At 71.8% G+C, this 16536-nt stretch carries 12 protein-coding genes and 1 pseudogene; 7 read left to right on the top strand and 6 right to left on the bottom strand.

Annotated elements, in window-relative coordinates:
- Positions 1 to 47: 47 nt before the first annotated feature.
- Positions 48 to 2474, bottom strand: coding sequence for a transglycosylase domain-containing protein (locus tag ACIA8K_RS14150; protein WP_396059214.1), 2427 nt, complete (start codon positions 2472 to 2474; stop codon positions 48 to 50).
- A gap of 478 nt (positions 2475 to 2952) precedes the next feature.
- On the opposite strand from ACIA8K_RS14150, the gene ACIA8K_RS14145 reads away from it, so the two are divergent.
- Complete coding sequence (locus tag ACIA8K_RS14145) at positions 2953 to 3261, top strand: WhiB family transcriptional regulator (RefSeq protein WP_396058648.1); 309 nt, start codon at positions 2953 to 2955, stop codon at positions 3259 to 3261.
- On the opposite strand, the gene ACIA8K_RS14140 is transcribed toward ACIA8K_RS14145, so the two are convergent.
- The 3 genes from ACIA8K_RS14140 to ACIA8K_RS14130 are packed head-to-tail and all read right to left on the bottom strand — an operon-like array spanning position 3258 to position 5762.
- Entirely contained in the window at positions 3258 to 4385 is a 1128-nt protein-coding gene (locus ACIA8K_RS14140; protein ID WP_396058646.1) for an ArsA family ATPase, read from the bottom strand. The two genes, ACIA8K_RS14145 and ACIA8K_RS14140, sit on opposite strands and share 4 nt — an antisense overlap.
- 23 nt (positions 4386 to 4408) lie before the next feature.
- Complete coding sequence (locus ACIA8K_RS14135; protein ID WP_396058644.1) at positions 4409 to 5353, bottom strand: ArsA-related P-loop ATPase; 945 nt, start codon at positions 5351 to 5353, stop codon at positions 4409 to 4411.
- A 4-nt stretch (positions 5354 to 5357) separates the two neighbouring features.
- The gene (locus tag ACIA8K_RS14130) at positions 5358 to 5762 is read right to left on the bottom strand and encodes a hypothetical protein (RefSeq protein ID WP_396058642.1); all 405 of its coding nucleotides are present in this window, start codon (positions 5760 to 5762) and stop codon (positions 5358 to 5360) included.
- Positions 5763 to 6024: 262 nt separating this feature from the next.
- Between ACIA8K_RS14130 and ACIA8K_RS14125 the strand changes: the two genes are divergently transcribed.
- From ACIA8K_RS14125 to ACIA8K_RS14100, 6 genes and pseudogenes are all read left to right on the top strand, one after another.
- Positions 6025 to 6180: a hypothetical protein gene (locus ACIA8K_RS14125; RefSeq protein WP_198154048.1), complete on the top strand. Its 156-nt coding sequence runs from the start codon at positions 6025 to 6027 to the stop codon at positions 6178 to 6180.
- Between the two features lie 2 nt (positions 6181 to 6182).
- Positions 6183 to 6653, top strand: a complete 471-nt coding sequence (locus tag ACIA8K_RS14120) for a RidA family protein (protein ID WP_396058640.1) — start codon at positions 6183 to 6185, stop codon at positions 6651 to 6653.
- 27 nt (positions 6654 to 6680) lie between these two features.
- The gene (locus tag ACIA8K_RS14115) at positions 6681 to 7511 is read left to right on the top strand and encodes an MBL fold metallo-hydrolase (protein ID WP_396058638.1); all 831 of its coding nucleotides are present in this window, start codon (positions 6681 to 6683) and stop codon (positions 7509 to 7511) included.
- A complete protein-coding gene (locus ACIA8K_RS14110) occupies positions 7508 to 11101 on the top strand; it encodes an adenylate/guanylate cyclase domain-containing protein (protein ID WP_396058636.1) in 3594 nt (1197 codons plus the stop codon). Before ACIA8K_RS14115 ends, ACIA8K_RS14110 begins: the two co-directional genes overlap by 4 nt.
- Before the next feature lie 36 nt (positions 11102 to 11137).
- Positions 11138 to 11560, top strand: a complete 423-nt coding sequence (locus ACIA8K_RS14105) for a hypothetical protein (protein ID WP_396058634.1) — start codon at positions 11138 to 11140, stop codon at positions 11558 to 11560.
- Positions 11561 to 11634: 74 nt separating this feature from the next.
- Positions 11635 to 12579: pseudogene (locus ACIA8K_RS14100) on the top strand (serine/threonine-protein kinase); the annotation flags it as partial.
- Between the two features lie 229 nt (positions 12580 to 12808).
- Here the strand turns inward: ACIA8K_RS14100 and ACIA8K_RS14095 are convergent.
- Both ACIA8K_RS14095 and ACIA8K_RS14090 read right to left on the bottom strand, forming a co-directional pair.
- Entirely contained in the window at positions 12809 to 14827 is a 2019-nt protein-coding gene (locus ACIA8K_RS14095; RefSeq protein ID WP_396058632.1) for a biotin carboxylase N-terminal domain-containing protein, read from the bottom strand.
- Between the two features lie 7 nt (positions 14828 to 14834).
- A complete protein-coding gene (locus ACIA8K_RS14090) occupies positions 14835 to 16436 on the bottom strand; it encodes an acyl-CoA carboxylase subunit beta (RefSeq protein WP_396058630.1) in 1602 nt (533 codons plus the stop codon).
- Positions 16437 to 16536: the final 100 nt, after the last annotated feature.

Here is a 16536-nt window from a genome sequence, read left to right as displayed (position 1 = left end):
CGCCGGGGGACGTACCCCCGGCGCGATTGTGATCTTTGAGGCACGCGTCAGCGTGGTGGCGGTGGCGTCGTCGAGACCTTCGGCGACGGCGTTGCGGTGGGCGCCGGCGGGCGTGGCGCCCGGCCGGTGCTGAGCGTGAGCACGACCACGCCGCCCTCGATCGTGCTGCCGCCCGGCTCCGTGCTCGCGACCGCGCCCGCGGGACAGTGCGAGTCGATGCGCCCGGCCGCGACCTGCACCTCGAAGCCGCGCGCCACCAGGCGGGTGTGCGCGTCGGGCTCGGAGTTGCAGCGCACGTTCGGGATGTTGACAAGCTTGCCGTTGATCGTCCGGTGGCCGGGCGGGGTGAACTCCTTGGCCTCGACACCCTCCATCGCGTCCGCGAGCGTCTGGTAGACGGCCGGGTTGACCGCCTCGTTGTGCGGGTCGCCCCAGCCGTCACCGCCGCCGCTCATCGTGGTGTTGGCGTTGTCCGTATCCGCGACCATGCCGGCGACCGTGAGCTGCTTCGTGGTGACGACGAAGGTGGCGGTGCGCTCCCCGTCCGTGGTGCCGGACTTGCCGGCGATCGGCTTGCCCACCGCGCGGCGGGTGGCGGTGGACGTGCCGCCCCGGCAGCGGGACGTCGCCGAGCGGTCGCCGACCGGGCAGCGGGCCGCGTCGATCGCGGCGCGCGCGACCTCCTTGTCCACGGCCTGGTCGCAGCGGGGTTCGCCGGCCGGTAGCGGCTTGCCCTCCTGGCGGATCTCGATCACCGGGATCGGCTCGCAGTGGCGGCCGTCCGCGGCGAGCGTGGCATACGCGTTGGCCAGGTCGAGCGGCGTGGTGGCGGAGACGCCGAGCGAGAACGCGCCCCACTGCGCGGCCGCGTCCTCATCGCCGGCGAACCGGGCGTCGTTCTGGGCCCGGAACCGGATGCCGAGCCGCTTGGCCACGTCCACCGCGTTCTGTGCGCCGACGCGTTCCTGCAGCGGGATGAAGTAGGTGTTCACCGACTGCCCGAACGCGCTCCACATGTTGTGTACGCCGGCCATGCTCTTGACCGCGTTCTTCGGGCAGTAGAGCGCCCGCCCGGCACAGGCCGCGGGGCTCGACGCGGCCACGATGTACCGCGACTGGTAGGTGTCCGGCGCGTAGATCGTGTAGCTCAGCGGGTAGCCCTTCTCCAGCGCCGCGACCATTGTGAACATCTTGAACACCGAACCGCCCTGATACCCGGGTACGTCCACGCTGCCGGTGATGATCGGGTTGGTGGTGTTCGGGTAGGTGCCCCGCAGGCCGGCGCGGCGCTTGTTCGGGTCGCTGTTCGGCCGGTTGTGCGCGTCGTCGTTCTTGTAGACGCGGTTGACGGCGAGCGCGCGCACCCGCCCGGTGCCGGGCTGGACGGCCGCGACCATGATGGCGTTGCGGTTGCCGTCGGCCGCGCGTTTGTGCACGTTCTTCCGCGCGGCCTGCTGCGTCTTGACGTCCATCGAGGTGACGATGCGGTAGCCGCCGCTCTTCAGCCGGCGCTCCCGGTCGTACGGGCTGTCGCCGAAGTCGTCCTGCTCCATCCACCAGCGGTAGACGTAGTCGCAGAAGAAGGCCCAGATGTTCTCGGACGCGCTTACACAGCCGTTCGGCGCGCGGGTGCCGTTGACGGCGAGCGGCGCGGCCTTGGCCCGGATCGCCTCGGCCGGTGTGATCGCGCCGATCTCGGTCATGTTGTCGATCACATAGTTGCGCCGGGTGAGCGCGAGCGGGTGGCCGGTCTTCGTGGTCGGGTCGAACGCGGAGGGCGCCTTCACCATGCCGGCCAGCATCGCGGCCTGTTCGGTGCTCAGATCCTCGGGCTGCCGGCTGAAGTAGACCTGGCTTGCGGCCCAGACGCCGTATGCGCCGTTGCCGAACGGCGCGATGTTCAGGTACTTCTCCAGGATCTGATCCTTGGAGAGTTCCTTCTCCACCTGCATCGCGTAACGCATCTCACGCAGTTTCCGGGCGCTGGTGTCCTCGGTGGCGCGGACCACATCGGCCGGGTGGGTGGCGGAGTAGGAGATCGCCATCCGGACGTACTGCATGGTGAGGGTGGAGGCGCCCTGTTGTGCGGCGCCCGACTTGTTGTTGACGAACGCGCGCGCGATGCCCTTCATGTCGACGCCGTTGTGCCGGTAGAAGTTGTGGTCCTCGGCCGCGATGATGGCGTTTCGCATGACGGGCGGAATGTCGTTGATCGCGACGTCTTTCCGGTTCTCGTCGTAGATCATGGCGATCAGCGTGTGGTTGTCCGACGCGTAGAGATAGGTGTTCTGCGGCGCACGCTGCACGATCAGCTCATTCGGCAACCTGTCGAACGTCTCGGCGCCGGCCTTCGCGGCCAGGCCGGACATGGCCACCGCCGGAAAGGCGGCCGCGGCCACGACAAGGCCGGCCAGCAGTCCGCAGATGCCCAATGAGGCAGCCCCGGAAAAGACGGTGTGGTCGCGTTTCCTGATCCAGCTCACCACGACAGGCTACGGCGAATAGCGCATTTTGCCGGTTGTGTCCGGTATGGCACGCGCGGCCGAAAAATGACCGATCGAGAGCATGTCGCGGCGGCTGCCGGAATCGTTGTGCAAGTCGCACGAACCGTGGCGCGCGGCATCTCTCCCCGCACCAGTGTGCCTGCTCCCGGCCGCCGGTGTCGCCGTTTGCGCAGATCCGCCCGGATGCATGAGCAACTGATCGATAAATATCGAATTATCGGGTGAAGAGGGCGAAGTGTCCGACCTGGTCGATTTAAGAGACAACGTTGCGTAATCGCCTAACTACAGAGCATGATGTTCCGGAGATCGAATGTCACTCTTCGTGCCGCAAGGATTGCGGGGAGTGACCGGGGGATCTGGTGGCCGGTCGGGACGAACCGGCAGGGGACACGTGCCGCGACCGGGGGATACGGGTCGGCGGCGGTACAGCTTGGGGGGACGTGCACAGATGGGGATGATCAGCGACTGGCCGACCATGGCGGCGTGTCAGAACGGCGATCCCGACGCGCTCTTCGTGCAGGGCGCCGAGCAGAACGTGGCGAAGAGGATCTGCCGCGGCTGCCCGGTCCGTAACGAATGCCTGGCGGACGCGCTCGACAACCGCATCGAGTTCGGCGTATGGGGAGGAATGACCGAGCGGGAACGGCGTGCGCTGCTGCGCCGGCATCCGCATGTGGCATCGTGGCGGAAGATGTTCGAGGCGGCGCTCCGGGAACAGGACAAGAGTCGCCCTAACGTTCTGGTGCACGCCGGCTAGGCGAGCGCTTCACCGATACTCCGCAGCCCGTCGACGTCGTGCACGTCGGCGGGCTGCGCCATCACCACCACCGTCGGCACTGTCGGGAACGCTGTGGTGAACCGCGCCGCCACCCGCTGCTCCCGCTCCGCCTGCTCGGTGAGCGCCGCGTGGATGCGCAGCGCGTCCACCGTGGCCGGGCTCTCCCCCGACTCCTCGAGCGCATCTGCCGCGGCCAGGCTGTCCGCCGCGGTGAGCCCCGGCGCGGCAGACGCGTGCATGCGGTTGAGCACCAGGCCGGCCAGCGGCATCCGGTCGTCGCGCAGTCGCTGCGCGAAGTAGGCGGCCTCCCGTACCGCGTCCGGCTCCGGCGCGGCCACAAGCAGGAACGACGTCTCCTCGGCCTGCAGGATCCGGTACGTCTGCTCGGCCCGCTGCCGGAACCCGCCGAACATCGAGTCGAGCGCGGCCACGAACCCGGACAGGTCAGTCAGCAGCTGTGCGCCAAGCACCTTCTGGACCACCCGGGAGAACACCCCGAACGATGCCGTGACCAGGCTGAACACGCTTCGGCCGCCGGTCTTGGCCGGGGCCAGCAACAGCCGCAGCATCTTGCCGTCCAGGAACCGGGCCAGCCGGGCCGGCGCGTCCAGGAAGTCAAGCGCGGACCGGGACGGCGGCGTGTCCACCACGATCAGGTCCCACTCGTCGCGGGCCCGCAGTTGCCCGAGCTTCTCCATCGCCATGTACTCCTGCGTACCGGAGAAGGTCGAGCTCATTGCCGCATAGAACGGGTTCGCGAAGATCTCCTGCGCCCGCTGCGGGTCGGTGTGCGCGAGCACCACGTCGTCGAACGTGCGCTTCATGTCGAGCATCATGGCGTGCAGCTCGCCGCCGGTCGCCTCGGTGTCGATGCCCTTGACCTGCCGGGGCGTGTTGTCCAGCTCGGAGAGGCCGAGCGACTGGGCCAGCCGCTTCGCCGGGTCGATGGTCAGCACGACCGTGCGGCGGCCGTGGCGCTCCGCCGCGCGAAGCGCCACCGCGGCCGCGGTCGTGGTCTTGCCGACCCCGCCGGCGCCGCAGCACACGATGATGCGGGAGCCGGGGTCGGCGAGGATCGCGTCGACGTCGAGATCAGCGGACACGATCCGAGCCTAACGGCCGTCGCCTAGCGCAGCAGCGTGTCGGCGAGCACGTCCAGCCCGTGGCGCGTGATCCCGCCCGGCAGCTGCGGCAGCTCGATAAGCGGCCGGTTCAACTCCAAAAGCTCCGCACGCAGCGAATCCTCCAGCTCGCGGCGGGCCAGATAGCTCTTCGCCTCCGCGTGCAGCCCGGTCACGGTCGCCCGGTCCGCAGGCAGCCCGGCCGCGGCCAGCCCGCGCCGCAGCTCCGCCTGGGTGGGCCGGCCCGCGGCCAGCAACGGCGGAAGCGCGTTGTTGATGATGACGTTGCCGACCGGGATGCCGAGCTGATCCAGCTCCACGATCGCGTCGAGCGTCTCCTGGACCGGCATCTCCTCAAGCAACGTCACCACGTGCACCGACGTCATCGGTGACCGCAGCAGCGCGGCCACCCCGTCCGACTGCGTCTTGATCGGGCCCATCTTGGCCAGCCGTGCGGTCTCCGCGGTCACATTGAGGAACCGGCCGATCCGGCCGGTGGGCGGAGCATCCACCACCACCGCGTGGTACGCCCGGCGCCCGTTCACCGACCTGGTGGTGGCCTCCTTGGCCTTGCCGGTGAGCAGCACGTCCCGCAGGCCGGGCGCGATTGTGGTGGCGAAGTCGATCGCGCCCACCTTGCGCAGCGCCCGGCCCGCGGCGCCGAGCTTGTAGAACATGTCGAGGTACTCCAGCAGCGCGGCCTCGGCGTCGACCGCGAGCGCACGGACCTCACCGCCGCCCGGGGCCGTGGCGATCCGGCGCTCCTCGTACGGCAGCGGGTCCAGCCCGAACAGCTGGGCGATGCCCTGCCGGCCCTCCACCTCGACAAGCAGCACGCGGTTGCCGTCCCGGGCGAGCGCTAGCGCAAGCGAGGCGGCCACGCTCGTCTTGCCGGTGCCGCCCTTACCGGTGACCACGTGCAGGCGTGCCGACCAGTCCACCGCCGTCACCTGCTCACCCCTTGACCTCGCAGACCCACCACCCATTGTTCTCCACGACTGTGAAGGTCAGCGCCTGGTCCGCGGTCTTCTCGTCCGCGGTGACAAGCGTCACCGTGGTGGTCACCGTCGCGGTGTCGCCGTTCTCGTTCGACACCTGCGGCGCGGTCCAGTCGAACTTGGGGTCCTCGTACTGCTCCGCGTACCCCCGGACCTCTTGGATCTTGGCGTCGATGTCCGCGCTGTCCCGGCTGTCCGAGCAGACGTACTGCGCGACCTCGCCGGTGTTCTTGTCCGCGTAGACCGCGGTGAGGAAGCTGTCCACCGCCTGCGCGGGTTCCGGCGCGCCGGTCCCGGACTCGACGGAGCGCAGCAGCAGGAACGCGCCCAGGCCGCCGCCACCGCACAGCACGACCACCACGGCCAGCACGATCGACGCGATCAGGACCGTCGGCCTACGCCGTCTCGGCTGTTCTGGAGCGGGGCCGAACCCCTCCTGCGGAGGCGCAGGAGCAGGACCGAAACCCTCCTGAGGGTACGAACCGTCTGGCGGGGTCGTCATCTCACTTCCTCCGGTCGGGGTGCGGCGGGGTCGCTCTTCACCGGGCGTCAGCGACGCCGTCGGCCAGCGTAACCGGAGCGGTCATGCGGGGCTCGACGACGCAGCCTCTAGTCTGTGGACCATGCAGAAGTGGGAGTACTCGACCGTGCCGCTGCTGACCCATGCCACGAAGCAGATCCTCGACAACTGGGGTGACGACGGCTGGGAGCTCGTGGCGGTCGTGCCGGGACCCAACCCGGAGCAGCTGGTGGCCTACCTGAAGCGCCCGAAGGAGTGACGATGACCGAGCCGATCGACCCGTACGCCAATCTCGCGCAGCTCGGTCTGGTGCTGCCCGAGGTCGTGCCGCCGGTCGCCGCGTACGTGCCGGCCGTGCAGTCCGGCAATCACGTCTACGTCTCCGGCCAGCTGCCGTTCGTCGACGGCAAGCTCCCGGCCACCGGCAAGGTCGGCGCGGAGGTCTCCGCCGAGGACGCCACGCCGCTGGCCCGCCAGTGCGCGCTGAACGCGCTCGGCGCGATCGAGGCGCTCGTCGGCCTCGGCCGGGTCGCGCGGATCGTCAAGGTGACCGGCTTCGTCGCGTCCGCACCAGGCTTCACCGGCCAGCCCGGTGTGATCAACGGTGCGTCCGAGCTGTTCGGCGCCGTGTTCGGCGAGGCCGGCCGGCACGCCCGCAGCGCGGTCGGCGTGGCTGAGCTGCCGCTCGGCGCACCGGTCGAGGTCGAGGTCATCGTCGAGCTCACGGCCTGATCCAGGTATCGCCGTAAGATTCGAGTCATGAGTGGGCCAGGACACATCACCGCCTCCGCGGGGGAACTCGCGGAGGCGTTGCCTCGTTGGGTGACGTTGCTTCGTGCGCCCAACCCCGGCCCGATGACTCTTGACGGCACCAACACCTGGCTGCTGCGCGCGCCCGACGTCGCGCTCGGCCTGGTCGTGGACCCGGGGCCGGAGATCGAGGAGCACCTGGCCGCGATCGCCGAGCGCCTGCCGTTCGCGGCAATCCTGATCACGCACGGGCACGCGGACCACGCCGAGGGCGCCCGGTCGCTGTCCGCGCGGCTCGGTGGGACGCCGATCCTGGCCGCGGACCCGGAGCACGGCGATCAGCTGCTGAGCGCGGGGCCGCTCGCCGTCCCCGGCCTCACTCTTGAGGTGCTCAGCACGCCCGGCCACACGCTCGACTCGGTGAGCTTCGTGGCGGGTCTCGGCGACGAGCGGGTGGTGCTCACCGGCGACACGATCCTGGGCCGGGGCACGACAGTTGTCGCCTGGCCGGACGGACATCTCGGGGACTATCTGGGGAGTCTCGAGCGGCTCTCGTCGTACCGTGGGATCGTCGGTCTTCCGGGTCATGGCCCGGCGCTTGCGGACACCGGCGCGGCCGCCGCGTTCTACCACGCGCACCGGACCGCCCGGCTCGACCAGGTGCGGGACGCGGTGCGCGCCGGCGCGACCACGGCGCAGGAGGTGGTGGCGCGGGTGTACGCGGACGTCGACCGCTCGCTGTGGTGGGCGGCCGAGTGGTCGGTGCGCGCCCAGCTCGACCACCTGCACGCGCTCGACCGGGAATTCCCGAGCGGATCCGCCGGGTTGGACCCACCGTGACCTGTCCGGTGTGTGGGACGGTGGCGGTCCCGAATGCCCGGTTCTGCCACAACTGTGGCGCAGCCCTACCCGCCGCTGCCGAGACCGCCACAGCGCTGCCGGCAGCGGAACGCCGCGTCGTCACGGTCCTGTTCGGAGACCTGTCCGACTTCACGTCCTGGTCCGAGGAGGTCGACCCGGAGCGGGTCGGCGCGGTCACCGACCGGGTCACCGCCGCGCTTGCCGGCGCGGTCAAGACGTTCGGCGGGCACGTGGACAAGCTCACCGGCGACGGGATCATGGCGGTCTTCGGTGCGCCGGTGGCCCATGAGGACGACGCCGAGCGCGCGGTCCGGGCCGCCCTCTCCATGCAGCGCGCGGTGCGCCGCGTGCTCGACGACGAACGCGGCGGCGGCGCCCCGCTCGGCCTGCGCGTCGGGCTGAACACCGGCGAGGTGGTCGCCGGCATCCAGGCCTCGCTCGAGTACACGGTCATCGGCGACACAGTGAACACCGCGGCCCGGCTTGCGGACGCGTCCGCGATCGGCGCGGTCTACGCGGGCGAGACGACCATGGCCGCGACCCGGCACCTCGCGTCTTGGCGCCAGCTGCGCCCGCTCAAGCTGAAGGGCAAGCGGCAGCCGGTCGCCGCGTTCGAGCTGCTCGGGCTGCGCGACGCGCCCGGCACCCGGTCCGGCCTCGGCGACGAGGCGCCGTTCGTCGGCCGGGAAGCGGAACTCGGCCGGGTGGCCAGCCGCCTCGCCGAGGTCATCGACCGCCACGAGCCGGGCGTGCTGATCATGACGGCCGAGGCCGGGCTCGGGAAGTCCCGGTTCGGCGCGGAGGCGGAACGGCTTGCCGCCGGCTTCGAGGGCACCGGCGGCGCCACAGTGCTCGCGGTCAAGTGCGTGGCGTTCGGCGAGCGTCGCCGGCTGGCACCCCTTGCCGACCTGGTCCGGTCCGCGATCGGCCTGCCGAACGAGCCGTTCACCGGCGCCACCCGGGCCGCGGTCGAGGAGCGCGTGCGCCGCGTGGCCCAGCGCCTGGCCAAGACCTCGCCGGACTCGCCGGTCGCGGTGGAGGCGCTGATGACGCTGCTCGGCTACGGCGAGACGCAGACAGCCACCGGCGCGCCCGACTGGTCGTCACAGGACATCCCGGCCCCGCCGGACGCGGAGATGCTGCCGGCCGCGGTCTCCGTGCTGCTCAGCGCGCTCGCCGCGGAGGCGCCGCTGTTCGTGGTCGTCGACGACCTGCACGACGCCACGCCGGAGACGATCGAGGCGCTCGGCGTGACGCTCGGCCGGCTCTCCGGGCCCGCGCTGGTGCTGCTGCTCGGCCGGCCAGAGGTGGTGCGCACCGCCGGGATCATGACCCGGATGTCCGAGGCCGAGGTGTACTCGCTGCCCCCGCTGCGCGGCGCGGACGCGGCCCGGCTGCTCACCTCCTATCTGGAGGGCGGAAAGCTGCCGCCGGAGGACTCCGACCGGCTGCTGGCCACCGCGCAGGGCAACCCGTTCTACCTCGCCGAGCTTGTCACACTGCTGATGGAACGCGGTGCGCTGAAGGCCGCGGTCGGCGCCAACGCGGCCGGCAAGTGGCGGCTCTCGGCCGGCTCGCTCGACCGCCAGCTGCTCTCCCGCGATCTCGCGGCCGTGCTCGCCGCGCGCATCGACGCGCTGCCCGCGGACTCGCGGGTGGTGCTGCGCGACGCGTCCGTGATCGGCGACCAGGTGGCCACGGCCACGCTTCACGCGCTCTGCGGGCGGCACCCGGGCGACTTCGAGCGCGCGGTGGAGGAGCTGATGCAGCGGCGCATGCTGGTACGCACCCGTGGCGGTTTCGCGTTCAGCACGCCGCTGATGCGGGAGGCCGCGTACGCCGGGATCGGCAAGGCGGACCTGGCCGAGCGGCACGCGTTCCTGGCCCGCTGGGCCGCGGCCGAGGACGAGGAGGTGGAGCCGCTGCTGTCCAGCGGGTTCACCGGCCCGAGCGGCATGACCGACGACGCGCGTGACCTGTTCATCGCGCACCACGTGGAGTGCGCGCTGCGGCTGGCGGACGCGGTCGGGCTGCGTACCGACTCGGACGTCCGCGACGTGGTGCCGCTCGGCGTTGCCGCGCTCGGCCGGGCGACCAGGCGCGCGCACGCGATGGGCGAGCCCGGTCTCGCGGTCGACTACGCGGAGCGGGCCATCGCGCTCTCCGACGACGCCCTCTCCGACTCCGACCAGCTCGTGCACGCGAACGCGTTGCTCCAGAACGGCCGGATCTCCGAGGCGCTCGACCTGTCCGAGAAGCTCAGCGCGAACGCGGGCGACGACGCGGCCTGCCGGTCCGGCGCGCTGCTGATCGCGGGCCAGGCGCTGCGCATGCTCGGCGACGGCCAGCGTGCCGCCCAGGCCTGGCAGGACGCGCTGAACGTGGCGACCGACGCGGGCCTGCCCGCCGAACGCGCGGAGGCGATGCGCCGACTCGGCATGAACGACTTCTTCACCGGCCGGCTCAGCCAGGCCAGCAGCCGGTTCGCGGCCGCGTTCCAGGTGACCAAGGCCGCGGGCGACCGGCACGGGCAGGCGTGGTCACTGCAGGACCTGGCCTGGGTCACCACCGCGCGCGGCGACTTCGCGGGCAGTGAGGCGGTGCTGGACCGGGCCACGAAGCTCTTCGCGGAGCTGGGCGACCCGGTCGGGCACGCCTGGGTGCGTGGCACCACCGCGTTCGCGCGACTGCTCGCCGGTGAGCTGGGCGAGGCGCGGCGGCTGGCCGGCTCGTTCCTGCCGTTCGGTGAGCGGCTGGGCGAGTCGTGGGCGGTCGGCACGCTGCGGGCGGTGGACGCGTTCGCCGCGGCGGAACTCGGCGATCTGGTGGACGCGGATCATCAGGCGCGGGTGGCGTACCGGGACTTCGGCGAGATCTCCGACGACTGGGGGCGCGGGCTGGCGCTCTCCGTACGCGGCGCGGTGGCCCGCGGTCTCGGCCAGTGGGAGCACGCGCACGACCTGCTCACCGAGGCGCTCGGCTACGGCAGCCGCACGTCGCATCCGCTGCTGCTGGGCATCGCCGGCACCATGCGAGGTTTCGTCCGGCTGCGGCTCGGTGACGTGCCGGGCGCGGAGGAGGACGCGCGGTCCGTGCTGACCGCTGTCGAGCCGCACAACCCGCTCGCACCGGCGCAGGTCGCGCCGCGCGTGCTGCTGGCCGCGGTCCGGCTCACCTCCGGGGACGCACTGACCGCTGTGGGCCTGCTGGCGCCGATCGCGGCCGGCCGGGCGCCGTCGCTGCTGTTCTCCCGGCGGGACGCGGTCGCCACCTACGCACAGGCGCTGCTGGCCGAGCGGCAGACGATCCAGGCGCTGGACTGGGCGCGCCGGGCGGTGGCGATGCCTGCCGAGGACGTGCGCAGCGGCGTGCGGTCGCACCGGGTGCTGGCGGCCGCGCTGCTCGCCAACGACCAGCCGGAGCAGGCCTGCCAGGAGGCGGCCGAGGCGGTGCGGCTGGCCTACGCGAGCGAGCAGGTGAGCGAGCGGGCCGAGGCGGACGCGATGCTCGATCGCCTCGGTGGCAGTCCGTTGACGGATGGTCTCGCTCTGGAACAGCCGCTAGCATGATCCGGCCGTAGCCGGAACTCCTGTGTGGAGGGTGCAATGAGGTTGCCTCGATCGATGGCCGGATGGACCATGGCCGTCTTCGGTGTCCTGGCGATCATCATGGGCGCGACCGGCCTGATCTCGCCGGACTCCATGCTCGCAAGTCTTGGCTTCGAGGTTGTCCCGGAGGCGCAGCGGGCCGCGGGCGACTACACGCGGGTGTTCATCCTGGCGTCGTCGATGGCCTCGTTCAACATGGGCGTCTACTACCTCGTCTCGGTCTGGACCGAGTGGCGGTCGTTCTACCTCTTCACCGCACTCTTCCGGTTGATGACGTTTACCGTGTTCACGCTGCTTGTGGTGACCGGCGAGGCACCCGGCCGGTTCTTCGGCGTGGCGGCCTGGGAGGGCATCGGCGCGGTGGCGACCGGCATCGGCCTGTGGCTCGACCGGCGGCATCGCGTATTTTCTAATCCGTGACCGGGGACTCGGAACGGCCACCGCCTCCCGCTGACGGGTCCGGCGGTAATGCACGCGTGCCCGTCGTGCCCGGAATGACGGATTTGCAGAAATTTGCCCGCGGTGGGTACGCCACGATCTACCGGGCCACCCAGATCTCGGTGGACCGCGAGGTCGCCATCAAGGTGGAGAACCGCGCGCTCGGGGACGAACGCGACCGGGCCCGCTTCCTCCGCGAGGCCCGCGCCGCCAGCCGGATGTCCTCCCACCCGCACGTCGTCGACCTCTTCGACGTCGGTGTGACCGCGGACGGGCACCCGTACCTGATCATGGAACTGTGCGAGGGCTCCTACGCCAACCGCACGCCGCTGGCGGCCGCGCAGGCCCGCTCGGTCGGCATCAAGATCGCCGACGCGCTCGCGGACGCGCACAACGAGCAGGTCCTGCACCGCGACGTGAAGCCGGCGAACATCCTCTACTCCAAGTTCAACGAGGCGGTCCTTGCCGACTTCGGCCTGGCCGTGCTGGCCGAGATGCGCGACCCGAACGTCACGCTCGAGGTCCTCACGCCCGCCTACGCGCCGCCGGAGATGTTCCGCGCGTCCCGCCCGTCCGCCGCGGTCGACGTCTACGCGCTCTGCGCCACGCTCTACGCGATGCTGCGCGGCAAGCCGCCGCGGTGGAAGGACGACCGCAACCCCAGCCTGCTCACCATCATGGACATGTTCAACCAGCCCATCCCCGGCCTGCCGAACGTGCCGGACGAGCTGATCGCGGTCCTCCGCCGCGGCATGGCCAACGAGCCGGAGGCCCGGCCGACCGCCGCGGACCTGCGCGACATGCTCTACGACGTCCGCCTGCCGGCCCAGGGCGGCAACCCGTTCCCGAACCCGCGTCCGGAGGCGCCGCCCGGCCCCGGGCCGAACAAGCCGCCGCGTCAGCCGGGCCGGGTGTACCGCGGGGACACGTACACGCCGCCACGTGCCTCCCACGGCGACCCGCACCCGACCGTGCCGAACCCCGGCTTCCGCAGCTGGTTCCGCCGGTTCCTCGGCTCCTAGGGTCTTCCCGGCCACGGCGGAACCGGCTCCGAGCGACGTGCGGAGCGCCAGCGGAGCCCGCCGCGAGGTTGGCCCGCGGGAGCATGCGGGCGGGGCCACGGCGGGAGCGGGTAGATCTGGGTCGGGGTCTGGGGTCGTCCCCAGGCAGGTTCGAGTGCCCGCGGGAGCATGCGGGCGGAACCACGGCGGGAGCGGGTAGATCTGGATCTCAGTCGGGGTTGAGGACCGCCAGCAGGGTGCCGGCGGCGACGTGGATGCCGGGCTGGACCGGGACCGAGGCGACGACGCCTGCGGACGGGGCGTGGACCGGATGCTCGACCATCATGGACTCGACGGTGAGTAGCAGGTCACCGGCGCGTACGCGCTGGCCGGGGACGACCATGACGCGGGCGACGGCGCCGGGCAGCGGCGCGGTGAGCGAGCCGTCGGAGAGTTCGGACGGGCGGGGGAAGCGTGGCAGTTCGGTGAGGGCGACCGAGCCTTCGGGGCTGTCGACGTAGGAGACGTCGCCGACGCGGTGTACGCCGAACGCCAGCCGGATGCCGTTGACGTCAAGGACGACGCGTTCGGGGTCGGCGTCGACGACCGCGACCGGCGGGTGGTCGTCGGTCAGCGGGGGCGCGCCGAGGCCGGCCAGGTCGAGTTCCTCGGGGTCGACGGCGCGGACCCACCAGCCGGCCAGTTCACCCGTGCGTTCCAGGCGGTAGCCGACCTCGACCGGGCCTGCCGGACCGTCGTAGACCGTGATCTGGGCGCCGCTCGGCACGTTGCGCCAGCCGGACGGGATGGTGGCGAGGACGGGGCTGGAGGCGCGGCGGGCGGCGGCCCCGGCCAGCGCGGCGGCGAGGCAGGAGACCCGGACCGCGTCGACCGAGGAGAGCAGCGGCGCGAAGACCTCGGGGTGCCGGTCCAGGAAGCTGATGTCGACGTTTCCGGAGCGGAACGCGGGGTGGCGCAGCACGCGGACCAGGAGGTCCCGGTTCGTGACGACGCCGTGCATGTGTGACCGGGTGAGCGCGGCCGCAAGCATGCGCGCGGCCTCGTGCCGGGTCGGTGCCCAGGCGACGAGCTTGGCGAGCATCGAGTCGTAGTAGACGCCGACCACCGAGCCGTCGCCGACGCCGGTGTCCAGGCGCAGGCCGGGCTGGGGGAGCGGCTTGAACGAGCCGGTCACGTCCGGCACGTGGAAGCGGTGCAGGCGGCCGGTGGACGGCAGCCAGGCGTAGGCCGGGTCCTCGGCGCAGAGCCGCACCTCGATCGCGTGGCCGCGGACCGGTGGCGGGCTGCTCATCGGCAGCGGCGCGCCCTCGGCGACAAGCAGTTGGAGGCGGACCAGGTCGAAGCCGGAGACGCACTCGCTTGTCGCGTGCTCGACCTGCAGCGCGGTGTTCATCTCCAGGAAGAAGAACTCGCCGGACGGCGCGAGCAGGAACTCGACCGCGCCGGCCCCGACGAAACCGGAGGCGCGGACCACCGCGGTGGCGGCCGTGCACAGCTCGGCGCGGAGGCTTGGGGAGACCGCGGGGGACGGCGTCTCCTCGATCAGCTTCTGGTAGCGGCGCTGGATGGAGCATTCGCGCTCGCCGAAGGTGATCACGCCGCCGACCGCGTCCGCGATCACCGGGATCTCGATGTGCCGGGCCCGCTCGATGTACGGCTCGGCCAGCGCGGTGCCGTTGCCGAACAGCTGCGCGGCCTCGCGGCGTACGGCCGCGAACGCGTCGGAGAGCGTGTCCGGGTCGCGGACGATGCGCATGGCCCGCCCGCCGCTGCCGGTGTCCGCCTTGACCAGCACCGGGAAGCCGGGCACGTGCTCCGGCTCGCCGAACGCGGGAAGCATCGGCACACCGGCGTCGGCGAGCAGCGCCCGCGACTCGAGCCGCGACGTGAGCAGCGCGATCGCCTTCGGCGGTGCACCGATCCAGGTCAGGCCCGCGTCGATGACCGCGGCCGCGAAGTCCGCGCTGTCGGCGAGCAGCCCGTAGCCGGGGTGCACCGCGTCAGCGCCGGTCTTCCGGGCCGCGTGCAGGATCAGATCACCCCGCAGGTACGTCGCGGTAGGCGCGTTACCCGGCAGGTGCACCGCGTAGTCGGCCTCGGCCACGTGCGGCGCCTCGGCGTCCGCGTCGGAGTAGACCGCGACCGTCTCGATGCCGATCAGCCGGCAGGTCGCGAAGATCCGCCTGGCGATCTCTCCGCGATTGGCGACCAGGAGTCGTCGGATCATCAAGTCCTCACATCCGGAAAACGCCGAACCGGTCGGCGCCACCGACCGGGCCACTGTGGATCGCGGATAGACACAGGCCCAGTACGGTCCGGGTGTCCCGCGGGTCGATCACGCCGTCGTCGTGCAGCCGGCCGGAGACGAACAGCGCGGCGGTCTGCGCGTCTACCTGCCGCTCGACGTTCATCCGCAGGTTGCGGTCGAAGTCCTCCTCGTAGCGCTGGCCCTTGACCTCGGCGGCCTGCCGGGCGAGCGCAGTGAGCACGCCGGTGAGCTGGGCGGGCGCGAGCGCTGCGGCGCGCGCGTTCGGCCAGCTGAACAGGAATCGGGGGCGCATGGCACGGCCGGACATCGCGTACGCCGCGGCTCCGTGCGCGGCGCCCAGGTTGACGGCGAGGTGCGGGACGCCTGATGCGGCGACGGCGCTCATCATTGCGGACGCGTGCTTGACGATCCCGCCCTGCTCGAACTCCGCGCCGGTCATCAGGCCGGACGCGTTCTGCAGGAACACCAGCGGCGTACCGGTCGCGTTCGCGAGCTGGATGAACTGCGCACCCTTCTGCGCCTCCGCGGAGACCAGGACGCCGCGCGCGTTGGCGAGCACGCCGACCGGGTAGCCGTGCACCTCGGCCCAGCCGGTGACCAGCGCGGGGCCGTAGCCGGGCTTGAACTCGTCGAAGTCGCTGCCGTCGACGATCCGGGCCAGCACCTCGCGCGGGTCGAACGGGCCACGCTCGTCCGCGGACGGGATGGCCAGCAGATCCTCGGCGTCGTGCTTGGGCGGTGCGGGAAGCGCGGTGCGCGGCGGCGGGCCGAGCTTGCGCCAGTTCAGCCGGCGCAGGCACTGGCGGGCCAGGCGTACCCCGTCGCGCTCGTCCTCGGCCAGGAAGTCGGCCAGTCCGGAGCGGTTCGCGTGCATGGCGGCGCCGCCGAGCGCCTCGCCGTCGGAGACCTCGCCGGTCGCCTCCTGGACCAGCCGCGGCCCGGCCACCGAGACCTTGGCCTGCGCGCGGACCAGCACCGTGTAGTCGGAGAGTCCGGGCAGCCAGGCGGCCATGTCGACCGCGTCGCCGAAGACCACGCAGACGGTCGGGATCCGGTCGGCGGAGAGCCGGGCCAGGTCGCGAAGCACGGAGCCGCCGGGCACGAACGCCTCGGCCTGCGCGGGCAGGTCCGCGCCGGCGGACTCGACCAGGCTGACCAGCGGCAGCCGGTTGGCCAGCGCGATCTCGCCGGCGCGTTCGATCTTGCGGAGCGCGATCGGGTTGAGCACGCCGCCGCGTACGGTCGGGTCGTGGGCGACGATGACGCACTCGACGCCCTCCACGACGCCGAGCCCGGTGACCACGCCGGCGCCGACCGGGTGGTCGGTGTGCCAGCCCGCGACCGGGGAGAGCTCCAGGAACGGCGCGTCCTGGTCGAGGAGCAGATCGATCCGCTCGCGGGGCATCAGCCGCCCGCGGGCGTGGTGCCTGGTGACGTGTCGTTCGCCGCCACCTGCCCGTGCCAGGTCAAGCGCGTTCGCAAGCACCGTGAGGCGCTCGAGCATCGCGTCACGGTTCTCCTGGTACGTCGGGTTGCGTGGATCGATGGCGGTGTCGAGGACAGCCATGTGCAACCCCTCTACGTTTGCGGCCCGGCCCTGTTGCCACACGTCGTAACGAGCGACCAGCAGGGGCGAAACGCGCCGAGCCCCGGCGGATCACCCGCCG

The organism is Catenuloplanes sp. NPDC051500 (assembly GCF_044454585.1).
Lineage (GTDB): Bacteria > Actinomycetota > Actinomycetes > Mycobacteriales > Micromonosporaceae > Catenuloplanes.
This window is presented reverse-complemented; position numbering and strand designations above follow the sequence as displayed.

What these genes read in the sequence shown, in the direction of transcription:
- ACIA8K_RS14120 (WP_396058640.1), top strand. Translation starts at nt 6,183, where the DNA reads ATGACCGAGCCGATCGACCCGTACGCCAATCTCGCGCAGCTCGGTCTG.
- ACIA8K_RS14115 (WP_396058638.1), top strand. Translation starts at nt 6,681, where the DNA reads ATGAGTGGGCCAGGACACATCACCGCCTCCGCGGGGGAACTCGCGGAG.
- ACIA8K_RS14105 (WP_396058634.1), top strand. Translation starts at nt 11,138, where the DNA reads ATGAGGTTGCCTCGATCGATGGCCGGATGGACCATGGCCGTCTTCGGT.
- ACIA8K_RS14145 (WP_396058648.1), top strand. Translation starts at nt 2,953, where the DNA reads ATGGGGATGATCAGCGACTGGCCGACCATGGCGGCGTGTCAGAACGGC.
- ACIA8K_RS14090 (WP_396058630.1), bottom strand. Translation starts at nt 16,436, where the DNA reads ATGGCTGTCCTCGACACCGCCATCGATCCACGCAACCCGACGTACCAG.
- ACIA8K_RS14125 (WP_198154048.1), top strand. Translation starts at nt 6,025, where the DNA reads ATGCAGAAGTGGGAGTACTCGACCGTGCCGCTGCTGACCCATGCCACG.
- ACIA8K_RS14095 (WP_396058632.1), bottom strand. Translation starts at nt 14,827, where the DNA reads ATGATCCGACGACTCCTGGTCGCCAATCGCGGAGAGATCGCCAGGCGG.